The 12,973-nt window shown below is 39.7% G+C and carries 11 protein-coding genes; 7 read left to right on the top strand and 4 right to left on the bottom strand.

Translation table 11 applies throughout. The features are described 5' to 3' along the window. The first annotated feature begins 9 nt into the window (after positions 1 to 9). The 7 genes from MM214_RS13435 (at position 10) to MM214_RS13405 (ending at position 8,760) form a co-directional block, all read left to right on the top strand. On the top strand, positions 10 to 1,416 hold the full coding sequence (locus MM214_RS13435) for a RagB/SusD family nutrient uptake outer membrane protein (protein ID WP_241296148.1): 1,407 nt from the start codon (positions 10 to 12) through the stop codon (positions 1,414 to 1,416). A gap of 19 nt (positions 1,417 to 1,435) precedes the next feature. Then, positions 1,436 to 1,903 carry a DUF4843 domain-containing protein gene (locus MM214_RS13430; RefSeq protein ID WP_241296147.1) on the top strand — a complete coding sequence of 156 codons (468 nt, stop codon included), beginning with the start codon at positions 1,436 to 1,438 and terminating at the stop codon, positions 1,901 to 1,903. Positions 1,904 to 2,058: 155 nt separating this feature from the next. Further along, a complete protein-coding gene (locus MM214_RS13425) occupies positions 2,059 to 3,123 on the top strand; it encodes a serine hydrolase domain-containing protein (protein ID WP_241296146.1) in 1,065 nt (354 codons plus the stop codon). A 4-nt stretch (positions 3,124 to 3,127) separates the two neighbouring features. Then, entirely contained in the window at positions 3,128 to 4,675 is a 1,548-nt protein-coding gene (locus MM214_RS13420; RefSeq protein ID WP_241296145.1) for a glutamate racemase, read from the top strand. Beyond that, the gene (locus MM214_RS13415) at positions 4,672 to 6,237 is read left to right on the top strand and encodes an N-acyl-D-amino-acid deacylase family protein (RefSeq protein ID WP_241296144.1); all 1,566 of its coding nucleotides are present in this window, start codon (positions 4,672 to 4,674) and stop codon (positions 6,235 to 6,237) included. Before MM214_RS13420 ends, MM214_RS13415 begins: the two co-directional genes overlap by 4 nt. A gap of 93 nt (positions 6,238 to 6,330) precedes the next feature. After that, positions 6,331 to 8,052 (top strand): gamma-glutamyltransferase, encoded by a 1,722-nt coding sequence (ggt, locus tag MM214_RS13410; RefSeq protein ID WP_241296143.1) that lies wholly within the window; start codon positions 6,331 to 6,333, stop codon positions 8,050 to 8,052. Positions 8,053 to 8,289: 237 nt separating this feature from the next. Continuing rightward, positions 8,290 to 8,760 carry a hypothetical protein gene (locus MM214_RS13405; RefSeq protein ID WP_241296142.1) on the top strand — a complete coding sequence of 157 codons (471 nt, stop codon included), beginning with the start codon at positions 8,290 to 8,292 and terminating at the stop codon, positions 8,758 to 8,760. A gap of 140 nt (positions 8,761 to 8,900) precedes the next feature. Here the strand turns inward: MM214_RS13405 and MM214_RS13400 are convergent, their stop codons facing one another. Genes MM214_RS13400 through MM214_RS13385 form a run of 4 tightly spaced genes read right to left on the bottom strand, consistent with a single transcriptional unit; the run spans position 8,901 to position 12,908 of the window. Beyond that, a complete protein-coding gene (locus MM214_RS13400) occupies positions 8,901 to 9,839 on the bottom strand; it encodes a rhomboid family protein (protein ID WP_241296141.1) in 939 nt (312 codons plus the stop codon). A 12-nt stretch (positions 9,840 to 9,851) separates the two neighbouring features. Then, positions 9,852 to 10,643: a rhomboid family intramembrane serine protease gene (locus tag MM214_RS13395; protein WP_241296140.1), complete on the bottom strand. Its 792-nt coding sequence runs from the start codon at positions 10,641 to 10,643 to the stop codon at positions 9,852 to 9,854. Position 10,644: 1 nt separating this feature from the next. Continuing rightward, positions 10,645 to 12,537, bottom strand: coding sequence for a DNA mismatch repair endonuclease MutL (mutL, locus tag MM214_RS13390; protein ID WP_241296139.1), 1,893 nt, complete (start codon positions 12,535 to 12,537; stop codon positions 10,645 to 10,647). Further along, positions 12,534 to 12,908: a hypothetical protein gene (locus tag MM214_RS13385; RefSeq protein ID WP_317208485.1), complete on the bottom strand. Its 375-nt coding sequence runs from the start codon at positions 12,906 to 12,908 to the stop codon at positions 12,534 to 12,536. Before MM214_RS13385 ends, mutL begins: the two co-directional genes overlap by 4 nt. Positions 12,909 to 12,973 lie beyond the last annotated feature (65 nt).

Genomic DNA, 12,973 nt, shown 5'->3' with positions numbered 1-12,973 from the left:
ATGGACATCATGAAAACATTAAATACATACCTGGTTTTGTTTCTATTGATTGCTTTCACAGCTTGTGAAAGTTTTGTAGAAACCAACCCCCAACAAAGTATAGATGCGGACGAAGCTTTGACTAGTCCAGAGGCAGTAAGAGCAGCCACCAATTCGGTCTTCTCAAGGCTTAGGGCTATCAGCCAATATGGAAGAGATATGATCGCCATACCTGAAGTCTTGACTGACAATTCTATTCAGGCTGGAACAGGCATTAGACTTACAGGTGAAGCCAATAACCAACCAGGTGCTCATATCAACAATTGGCAAAACTCTTACTACGCTATAAACGAGGCTAATTTAGTACTTAGAGCACTGGATGAAAATGATTTTTCGGTTGATTTTAAAAATGAAATAGAGGGTCAAATCCGATTTTTGCTAGGCTTATATTATCACAATTTGGCGCGAGTATACGCTTACGATCCTACGGCTATTATTCCTGAAAATAACCGTGGTGGGATACCTTTGCTAAAGACTGGAATAAGAAATGTAAATGAAATAGTCTTGGCTGGAAGAGCCCCTATCAATGAGGTATATGAATACATATATGAAAACCTAGAAAGGGCATATACTTTATTAGAAGGTATAAATACCCAAACCCCCCATTATGCCTCACACGGGGCGGCAGCTGCTTTGCTCTCTCGTGTAGCCTTGTACAATGGAGACTATCAGAAAGTAATCATTGAAGCTGACAAAGCACTTGCATCTGGTATTGGGACATTTGTCTCACAGGAGAATTACTTCTCTTCTTGGAGACAGGAAGTTCATCCAGAATCTATTTTCGAGGTGGTATTTATGACCAATGAGAACCTTGGTCAAAATGAGTCTCTTAGAGCCACATTCACCACGAGGTTCAATGATCAGACGACCACGGCTACTTCTCAAGGACTGGCGGTATTCAGTCCAGAATTGTTGGCCCTATATGAAGATGTTGATGTGAGAAGATCGATTATTTATAGAGGACTCGGAATGAACAGTGGCGTATTTGAGACTACCAAATTCTTTAGTAGGGGAGGGATCAATAATTTGGACAATGTACCTGTGATACGTGTCTCTGAACTTTACCTGAATAAAGCTGAGGCTCATGCAAGACTGGGTCAAAACCTACAAGCCAATGAAAACTTGAACATCATTCGCGAAAGAGCTGGTTTGCAAGCGATGGATCTTGAAGGAGAAAGTTTGATAGAGGAAATTTTGAAACAAAGAAGACTGGAGCTTTCTTTTGAAGGGCATAGATCATTTGATTTGAAAAGACTGGGTCTTGATATTGTCAAAGAGTTTGGTACTATTCCATTTGAAGATTTCAGAACCTTGGCTCGAATTCCAATTAGAGAAGTCGATATCAATTCAAATTTAGAACAAAATCCAGGCTATTAATCTCCTAACAGAAACTAAAATGAAAAACTTAAAATATATCATTTTCCTAATTTTATGTAGCCTTACTACTACAGCTTGCTTCGAGGTGTATGAGGACAGGTACTACTTTACGGACAAACTGGTGGAATTTCAAAATGCCGTGGTCACAAATAATGCTACGGGAAGAAATTACCCCTTGATCAATCAGCGCTCCGTTGGTACAGTGCGATATCAAGTTAACTTGATCGGTGGGCACTTGGCTCAAGATCAAGTGATCAATTATCGTATTTTAGAGGAAGAAAGTAATGCTCAAAGCGGGGTGCATTACAATATCGCCAATGTGGGCTCATTCACTATTCCTGCCAATTCAAGTTTTGGATTTATCGAAGTGGAGAGGTTGGCATTCCAAAGGCCTGGAACCACAAATTTCATCCTTGTACTGGAACTCACTGGAAATGAAAATGTAGCTCCAAGCAATAATTACATGAGAATCGGTATATCTCTTTAATATCCACTCAAGGCTGTCTTCTTCCATGTCCATGGACATGGAATTCCTCTTGCTTACCTTAAAGCATAGCTCGAATTGGTTCTTCCTTTTTCGAGAATTGGTGAAGCAAGATCTAAAAGGTGAGGACAGCCTTGATTTTAATCTTAAGAAATTTTATGAAACCTGCATCTTTACTTATCCTTCTAGTCTTAATTATCTCTACCCATTTTCAGATATATGCTCAAGAAAAAGAAATGTCCAAAAGCCTAAAAAGCTTGACCAGTATGGGTTGGACAAATCATGATAAGCATTCGATTGATAGCATGGCCAATACCATGAAAAGAATCAATAGCTTGATTATCGTCAAGAATGACACCATGGTTTATGAGAGTTACTTCAATGGCTTTGACCCAAATACAGACTACAGCAATATCAAATCCGGATCTAAGAGTATACTAAACATCCTCGTAGGGATTGCTGTGCAGGAAGGATTTATCCAATCCATAGATCAAACAGTTTTTGATTTTCTCCCTGAATACTTCAAGGAAGGAATGGATCCACGAAAAAAACAAATCTCCATTCGGCACTTGATGACTATGCAATCTGGTCTTGAACCTACTAGCTTGGACAAATATTCCGCCTGGGTTGCAAGTGAAGATTGGATAGCGTATGCACTTGAGCTACCTCTTTTAGCAGAGCCTGGATCTTTGTACGGATACAGTACTGGTGATACTCACCTTTTGGGAGTAGTTTTGGCAAAAGCTGTGGGGAGATCTGCTTTGGAATTTGCACAAGAACACCTTTTCTCGCCTATGGATATCCATGTAGATCAATGGACTGCGGATCCGATGGGGTATCATGAAGGGGGTAATAATATCTTCATCAAACCTGCTGACTATGCCAAAATAGGTTTAATGATCAAGCATGGTGGTAAGTACCTTGACAAACAAATCATCAATAAAGAGTGGATTGATGATAGCATCGCATTCAAGGTAGAGCCTCATGGTATCTCTAGGCCATTTCCTATAGATGGTTATGGTTATTTATGGTGGCTGATTGACGCCTCTGGATTCAAGACTTATTGTGGTATCGGCTTTGGTGGTCAGTATATGATGACCATTCCTGAACTTGACATGATCATCGTGCTGACTTCGCAATATAGAGGTAGTGCACCTTCGCAACATTTTACAGATATTGCTACATTGATCAATGATTTTATACTTGCACCTTTCATAAAATAGACAAATGATGAAGAAAAGTATTTCCCATTTAAGACACTTTATCCCTATCATCGTATTACTTTCTTTTGGATGTAGTGAAAATAGTGCAAACAAGAGGCAGGATTCAAGTGAGTTCACTGCAATAGAGCATGCGATTCTTTCTGATAAGGAAAATTTCTATTTTATAGACACAGAAGCATATCAGATCAATGAGGATCTCCCTATTGGATTTTTTGACTCTGGTACTGGAGGACTTACTATCCTAAATTCAGTGATGGAATCTGACAAGTTTGACAATCAATCCCACGAATTATCTGCTGATGGAATCCTAGATTTTGCAAGTGAAAAGTTCATCTATCTAGCTGATCAAGCAAATATGCCTTATGGTAATTATTACGCTGCAAACAATTCCGAATTGTTGATCGAGCACATTATCAAGGATGCTCAATTTCTTTTGTCAAAGAAATTTTATATAGATCAAAAAACCCAAAAGGTCGAGCATTCCAAAGAACCAGTCAAAGCCATGGTGATCGCTTGCAACACAGCCACGGCTTATGGTAAGGAATCTTTGGAAGACTTTATGAAGAAGGCCAATATACCTCTTAAAGTGATCGGTGTGATAGATGCTGGCGCCAAAGGTGCATTAGAAAAGTTTGAAAAAAGGGAAGATGGGTCTATTGCAGTTTTTGCTACAGTAGGCACCATCGCTTCAAAAGGGTATGAAAATACAATCAATAAATATAAAGCAGAATTGGGTTTTCAGGGAGATATACAAATATTCAATCAAGGAGGGCACGGACTTGCTGAAGCAGTAGACCAAGAAGCTGACTATATTTCTTCAAAATCTCAAAATCCACGTCACAACTACAGAGGACCAAGTCTTGATCATCCTGATTTTCCTATTCACAAGACACTCCTCGATGTATACAATTTTGATTTTGATCATGGAAAAATGCTTTGTAATAACTCAAATCTTGATGATTGTGACATCATGCAGATCAACAGTACAGAGAATTATGTGAGGTATCATCTTGTCAGCATGATGGAAAAGATAAGGTCCAGTCAAAACCCACAGCCACTCAAAGTAATTTTGCTGGGTTGCACACATTACCCTTATTTAAAAAGTGAAATGAGAAAGGTAATAGCTGAACTTTATGATTTTAAAGATGCAAAGGGCTACAGATACAGAGACTTGATGAACGAAGATATTCAGATAGTGGATCCAGCAGACAATGTTGCTATAGAACTTTATCAGTTTCTTGCTGAAAATGACTTGTTAAGTGAAAAAGGAGATTTTTCTAAAAGCGAATATTATATCAGTGTCCCCAATTTGAGCAATTCAAATGTGGAAGTAGAGAATAACTTGAATTTCACCTATGAATACAAGTACGGTAGAACTCCAAGTGACATTCAAGAATATGTAAAAGTGGTTCCATTTTCTAAACAAAATATTGCAGAAGATACCTATCATAGACTTGAAGCCTCTGTACCTACGGTATTTCAGTCAATTAGAAGTTTCCACCAAAAGAATGAGAAACTAAAAGGTATTTCACCATCTAGCCTTTTGCCATGAAAATGATCATTCAATCCTCTTTGCTGATTTTATTGATTTGTAGCTTTTGCCATGTGGCATCAGGTCAGGAGTCAGTCTATTATATCTATGGCGCGGAAGTGTATGATGGAAGACAAACCTCCCCTAGAAAATTGAATGTTTTAGTTTCTGGAGATCGTATACTCAAGCTTGATACCTCACAGATTTCTCTAGAAGGGTATAAGGATTTGGTAAAAATCAATGCAGAAGGCTTAATCTTGGCTCCTGGCTTCATTGATCCCCATACACATTTGGAATCAGATCTTTCTCATGTCGAAAGGAAAAGTAACCTCTCCGCACTTTATCAAGGAGTGACTACAGTAATTGCTGGAAATGATGGAGGAAGCCCTTTTCCCATAGAACGCAGTTTTCGACAATGGTCAGAGAATGGTATTGGTACAAATGTAGCATTGTTTGTCGGGCATGGAACTGTAAGAAGGTTGGTTTTAGGCCCTAAAGATATACAACCTACCGAAGATGAATTGCAACGTATGAAGGACATGGTCTCTCAGGCGATGGAAGAAGGTGCCATTGGTTTGAGTACTGGACTTTTCTATGCACCAGGGAGTTATGCCAAAACAGATGAGGTCGTAGCACTAGCAGCAGTAGCAGCATCTTATGGCGGAGTGTATGATACCCATATCAGGGATGAGAGTTCCTATTCTATAGGATTGATCGAATCGATAAAAGAAACCTTAGAAATTGGCAGAAGAACCGGTATTCCCCTTCATTTTTCACATATCAAAGCCTTAGGTGCTGATGTGTGGGGCCTGAGTGATGAAGTGATTCAAATGATAGAAGATGCAAAATCTGATGGGCTTGAAATTACAGCCAATCAATACCCTTATATAGCTTCACGCACGAGTATGGTTGCAGCATTGATACCAAGATGGGCTGAGGATGGTGGGTATGATGCTTTGCTGGAAAGGCTCAATGATGATGAACTTCACAAGAAGATTTTGGTCGAAGTGAAAGAGAATATACGTAGAAGGGGCGGTTCTTTATCACTTATTGTAAGTGCCGAAGATCTTACCGCTTACCATGACCTGTCTCTGGAAGTTCTCAGCGAGAAGCTCCATCTTCCTGCCGAGGAGGTTGTGGTCAAGATATTGAAAGAAGCTGGTGGTGTTCGGGTCGTTTCGTTCAACATGAAGGAGGATGATTTGACGCATTTTATGAGGCAGGAGTGGGTTTTCACCGGCTCTGATGGTGTCGTGGGACATCCAAGGAAGTTTGGTTCATATGCACGTAAAATCCAAAAGTATGTACTCGAAGAGCAGGTGATTTCCTTGGGGGAAATGATAAAGAAAAGTACTTTTGATATCGCTTTTCATCTTGGACTACCGGAAAGAGGAGAAATCAAAGAAGGAAATTACGCTGACTTGATTCTTTTCGATCCCAATCAAGTGAAGGAAAATGCCACTTTCCAAAATCCATCCGCATTCAGCGAAGGTATGAAATATGTTTTCGTCAATGGACAGATTGCAATAGACAAAGGGGAGTATACCGGAGTGCTTGCTGGAGTACCTGTCAAAAGACAATGATATTTTAGACAGCCTGATGTTTTTTCAGCAGTTTTATAAATAATTTACTTTACCTCTAATCAATTTTAAGACATAATCCTAATTTGAAATTTTATGAAAAGATCCAATAAAAGCAATTACATGTTTCTGTGGTCGTTTCTACTCTTTTTTGCACTATCATGTGACAGCAAAGAGGAAATCACATTTACAGATGGCAAGACAGCAATCACATCAAAGGCCATGGTCGTCTCAGCACATCCAGAGGCATCTAAAGTGGGAGCGAAGGTTTTAGCAGATGGTGGCAATGCCATAGATGCTATGGTAGCTACTCACTTTGCATTGGCGGTAGTATATCCTTCAGCTGGTAATATCGGTGGAGGCGGATTTATGGTTTACAGGGATAAAGATGGGAACGTCAGCACTTTAGATTTTAGAGAAAAGGCTTCCTCTTTGGCTTCAGAGACCATGTACCAAGATGATTTAGGAAATGTAGATGTCAATGCAAGCCTGTATGGTGTAACTTCTGCTGGTGTACCGGGATCTGTAGCAGGGATGTATGAAGCTCATCAGAAATATGGCACCATGGACATTGCACTACTCTTACAGCCAGCCATAGATCTAGCCAAACATGGTTTTAAAATTACCGCTCAGCAAGCAAGCAACTATAATAATCTCAAAAGGGAATTTATGGAAAATAATAGATTTCCCAATAAAGTCGCTTTGATCAAAGAGGAAGAATGGAAAGAAGGAGATGTTTTGGTTCAAAGTGAACTTGCTGAGACCTTGACAAGGATACAAACAGACGGTGTCAAGGGGTTTTATGAAGGAGTCACTGCTGATCTGATAATAGAAGAAATGAATGCTGGGGCTGGCATCATGACGCATGAAGATCTTAAAAGTTACAAGGCTCAGTGGAGAGAGCCAATCGTTGGGGACTACAAGGGGTACAAAGTGATTGGAATGGGTCCTCCAAGTAGCGGAGGTGTTGCATTGATGCAATTGCTTGGTATAGCTTCTCATTTTGATCTCAAAGCTTCTGGGCATCAGACAGCACAGACTATACATCTGATGACCGAAATGGAAAGAAGGGTATATGCAGATAGGGCAGCACATTTGGGAGATCCTGATTTTTGGGATGTTCCAGTGGAGGAACTTTTGGATGCACCATATTTGTCGGCCAGAGCAGAACAGATTAATCCTTCTATTGCGAGCAAAAGTGAAGAAGTTAAAGCTCTTGAAATTCAAATTGTAGAAAGTGAGGAGACGACACATTATAGCATAATTGACCAGTTCGGAAATGCTGTATCACTCACCACAACAATCAATTCTGCTTATGGATCGAAGACTTTTGTAAGCGGAGCTGGTTTTCTTTTGAACAATGAAATGGATGATTTCAGTGTGAAACCAGGCCATCCCAATAAATACGGGCTTCTTGGTGGGGCCGCCAATGCCATTGCACCCAATAAGAGAATGCTAAGTGCCATGACACCTACCATCATAGAGAAGGACGGCGAGCTAAAAATGGTCGTCGGAACCCCAGGTGGCTCAACAATCATCACAAGTGTGTTTCAAGTGATCTTGAATGTGCTTGAGCATGATATGTCTATGACCGATGCTGTCGCTCAAAGGAGGTTTCACCATCAGTGGTATCCTGAAGAGATTCAGCTAGAGAAAAATGCCATCTCAGAAGATGTGAGAAATCAATTGGCAAAAATGGGACATAGGTTCATTGATAGGGGGAACATTGGTAGAGTAGATGCTATCTTGATTCAAAGGGATGGTAAACTAGAAGGCGCCGGAGATCCTCGAGGAGATGATTATGCTGTAGGCTTTTGATCGGTTAGTGAATTAAATATACCGGCCTCTGTCCATTCTTTTCAACCCTCAAGACTATTTAAGACTTGAGGGTTTTATTTTAGAATGGAGATTTTTTTTACCATCTGGTTTGGATTTAGACCTGTTATCAAGCATACAATTCCCCATTTCCTTATTGATTTGAGATAATAGTATTACTTTTGATGGATAAGAATCAGATAATTTGGATCAAGAGTTTAACGCTAATTAAAAATTGTAATGAAAAGAGGACTTTTTATCATTGTTTTTTTCATGATGTTCGGGAATTTGTTTTCACAGGAGCAAGGAGAAGTAAGGTTGATGGCAGGAGGGGATTACAGGCTGACAATCAAAGAGGTTGGGACTTTTGTTGGAGGGGAGTATTTCTTTGCAGACAGATTGGCCATAGCTCCTACTTTTACGGTGTGGTTTCCTCAAGTAGGTAATTCATTAAATCTCAACATGGATTTGAAATATTACCTTTCCGAGGGAGTTTCTCAAGTCTATCTTTTGGCAGGTTATAGCAATTATTGGATCAATCTTCAACCAGGTAATCCTGGAGTAAATCAACAAAGGTCTGGAGCTAATTTTGGAGCAGGAGCTTTTATAAAGGCAACCGAGCAGTTCGGATTTGTTACTGAATTCAAAATGCAAAGTCAAAACTCCCGATGGCCAGTCCTCAGGGTAGGGGCTGTATTCAGACTGCCTTAAAATTCTTGCAGAATAAGACCTGCGATAAGTGTAAAAGCCAAATCAAAGATCAGTTAATTTTTGATCCTATCGAGCAGAATTGTGAGTATGATTTGATAAAGGAAAATGATATCAAATTGAAATTCAATTTCATCATCAACTTATTTTTTACTGAATTCAAAAAGCTTTCTTTTTTCTTCTTTGCTCAAGGCCTCATATCCTCTTTCTGCGATTTTGTCAAGGATATCATCTATTTCTTCCTGTGTGGCATCTGTGGTTGATGAATAAGAAGGGGTAGTGCTACTTTTAGAACTTGTGGAATAGTTACTGTTTTGAGTTTCTTTGGTGTACTTCTTTTTATAAGTCACCTTGATTTTTCTTTTTGGAGAAAAAAGCGATTCAAAAAACTGCCCAATTGCTTGTACTGGCTTTCCCCAATCGTTTCCTTTTCTTAGTTGATACACATACCAAAATCCCATAGCTGCACCACCAAGGTGGGCCAATTCTCCACCTGCATTGTTTCCCGCTGAGTTGGCAAATGCTATGAACACATAGAAGATAGCAATATACTTGATTTTGACAGGGCCAATAATTGGTAATCTAAATTCAGAATTCGGCGATAATGTAGCAGCTGCTACCACGATAGCATACACGCCAGCGCTAGCACCAAGCATCTTTGCAGCAGGTAGAACTTCTGCAAACATTGGGGATACATTGTACATCAAAACATATAAAAGTGCACCAGATATACCGCCCAAAATATAGATATTTGCCAATTTTCTGCTACCTAAATATTCCATCAATAACAATCCAAACCAATACAGGAATAGCATATTGAAAAGAATGTGAAATATACCCTCATGCAAGAACATGTAACTCAAAATAGTCCATGGTTGCTGTATAAACTGCCCAAGGTCAGCAGGCATCATCAGGTAGGAGAGCAGTGTTCTGTAGACATTCTCTGCCCCCGAGAAGCTAAGAACAATCCTTAAAACCAGAACAGCAACAAATACAAGCAAGTTGATAGCAATCAGCTTGTAAAGGCTATTGTTGTTATAGCGAAATGCATTTTTTAAATTGTCCCAAAATCCTCCGTACATAGCCTGGTTCTTTTAATAAAAGTTCTTCCGATTTCTTTTCCAATAATAAACTAAAATACCACCAACTATCAATCCACTTAAATGTGCAAAGTGAGCGACATTATCAGCTGGATTGTTGTTAAAGATATTATAAACTGTATAAAGTCCATAGAAAAGGACTAAGTATTTCGCTTTCACGGGCATTGGAGGGAATAGCAATAGTAGCTCTGTATTGGGGAAAAACATCGCAAACGCAATCAATATCCCAAATAAGGCTCCTGAAGCTCCCACCATTGGGATGTTGATTTGAATGTCCCTGATTCCATTGTAATTTTCTTTGGCTCTTTGAATGAGGCTTTTGCTCTCTGGATTTTTGCTATATTCATCAATGAAATCATACACACCAGATTTGAAAAGATGCCTATTGTCTTTGACGAAGTCATTGAAAGTATCAGGACTAGGATTAGCGTAGAAAGCTTCTATCTCTTGGTCAAGTTGATGGATTTTGTAAGCATTATAGCCAGAGTATAATAGTCCACTGCCCACTCCACATACCATCCAGAGTGTCAATAATTTCTTAGGTCCCAAAAACTGCTCTAATAGCGGGCCGAATATAAATAGGCCAAACATGTTACTGAAAAGGTGCCAAAAATTGGCATGCATAAACATGTAAGTGACAAACTGGGTCGGAAGGAATGAAGCACTTTCTACATAGTATAGCGCAAAAATTTTCTCCAAACCAGGCATGAAATAACTGGCAATGACAAATACGCCAATATTTATCAGCAAAAGGTTTTTGACGACTGGTGTAAGATTCCTGAACATTTTATCTAGCGAAAAAAGCGTGTATTTTATTTAAATCAAGTTTTACGAATGTTTTGTTCCCCGAAAGCCCATAATTTGGATTTTGACATGCAAATAATTGACCTACCAAGGTCTCCATTTCAGAAGGGTCTAATTTAGAACCTTTTTTCAAAGCGGATCTCTTTGCTAGAGATCTAGCTAGGTTCTCTCTATTATCAAGTGATAACTCCGACTTGAAATGCTTAAATTGCTCAAGTAATCCTTCAAACAAGGCTTTTTCATTTTGAGCTTGCACATTGGCTGGGACTCCTTGGATGAGAATGGTTTCTTTTCCAAATACTTCTATTACGAATCCCAAGCTGAGGAGTTCTTCTTTGATATCCATTACAAGCATAAAATCGGCGGGACTCAACTGAATATGTTGGGGAAACAGACATTGCTGAGATGCTCCTGCAGAATTGTTCAGCTGCTTGATGTAGCGCTCATATAGAATTCTTTCGTGTGTAGCTTGTTGATCCAAGATCAAGACCCCGGATGACATTTGAGCAATTATGTAACTTTGTTCTACTTGAAATGTTGCTCCAGTGTTTTCCTGCTGCTCTTGAAATGCCTCAACACCAATTATTTGGTCATTGGCTTTAGAAGAGAACGTTAAGATGTCCGAGTTTTCTCCATCCTCATTTCTCTTATTCATTTGATCAAAAGGTGACCCTGTAGGGTTTTCGTGCCCTTCAAATAGTCTTTCCCATCCTGATGTGGATTGCCTTTTGAAGGTAGGGCTTTGAAATGACTTATAGGCATTTTCTCTGGAAAGATCATCTGGCTTGTAGCTGTTTTCACGATCAACATCATCTTTGCGCGTTTGATCATTTTTCCAATTCTCATTGAAATTGACATCCATGCTGAAGTCTATGGTAGGGACCACCAGATGTGCACCCAAGGCTTGTTTTACAGCGGCTCTGATGACAGCATAGACAGTCCTTTCATCATCGAATTTGATCTCAGTTTTTGTAGGATGTACATTGATATCGATGTGAGTGGGGTCGATTTCTAAGAATAGCACATAGAAAGGATGCAAGTCAGAAGGCATGAGCCCCTCATATGCATTTGCTACGGCATGATGCAGATAGTTACTCCTAATGTATCTTTTGTTTACAAAAAAATACTGCTCCCCTCTGGTTTTTCTAGCAGTATCTGGCTTACCAATATAGCCTTGTATATTGAGATGTGGAGTGTTTTCTTGGCAGCTCACCAGATTGCTTTGATAGCTTTTGCCAAATATCCCAACGATTCTTTGACTTAGCTTGCCAGAGGTCAAATTGAACAGTTCCATGTCATTTTGATAGAAAGAAAAAGCTATGCTTGGATAGGCTAAGGCCACCCTTTGGAATTCTTCCACCAAATGCTTCATTTCTACTGCATTGGATTTCAAGAAATTCCTTCGTGCCGGTACATTGAAAAACAAGTTTTTGACAGCAATAGATGTTCCTTCTGGGCAAGAAGTAGGTTCTTGTTTTTTGAACTCTGAGCCTTCTATTTGGATGAGGGTGCCGAGTTCTTCACCTTGTTGTCTGGTTTTCATTTCGACCTGAGCCACAGCAGCTATGGAAGCCATGGCCTCTCCTCGAAAGCCAAATGTTCTGATAGAGAACAAGTCTTCTGATGTACGGATTTTAGAAGTAGCATGCCGTTCAAAACACATCCTTGCATCTGTCAATGACATTCCTTTTCCGTTATCAATCACTTGCATAAGTGTTTTGCCAGCATCTTTGACTATCACCTGTATGTGGGTGGCCTCAGCGTCTACTGCATTTTCCAGCATTTCCTTTAGAGCAGAGGCAGGTCTTTGGACCACTTCTCCAGCGGCGATTTGATTGGCAATGGCGTCTGGTAGAAGCTGTATGATATCATTCATCTCCTGCTTCGCCCTTTCAATTTTAAAAATAAAGCCAACAATACACCACCACCTGCGACATATAGGATTCCATAAAGAACCAATGCACCATAATAAATATATCCTATCATGCTACCGATGAGTAAGATCAAAATGATCATTCGAAGCATTCCAGCTGAAGTGAGTACTGAAGATGTACGTCCCTTGATCGCTCCACCTTGAGCAAATGCTCCGCGGATAGACGATCCATAATTTTGTCTGAAGGAATCCGTGATTTCTTCTTCAGATTGTATTTTACCTTCTGCTTGTAGCTCCCGTTTGATACGCTCTGTTCTTTGCTCTATTTCTTCTCGAATAGGGTCATAGTACCGTGGCTTGATATCAAAGCTCATGGGTTTTGCTGTTTTAAAGATCGAAGGAAATTTCATACGCTGTTTGTAATCTTTTCGTTAATTTA

Origin of the sequence: Belliella kenyensis (assembly GCF_022549675.1) — a bacterium.
GTDB classification, from domain to species: Bacteria; Bacteroidota; Bacteroidia; order Cytophagales; family Cyclobacteriaceae; genus Belliella; species Belliella kenyensis.
The sequence above is the reverse complement of the archived record's forward strand: the minus strand, read 5'-3'. Positions and strand labels throughout refer to the sequence as shown.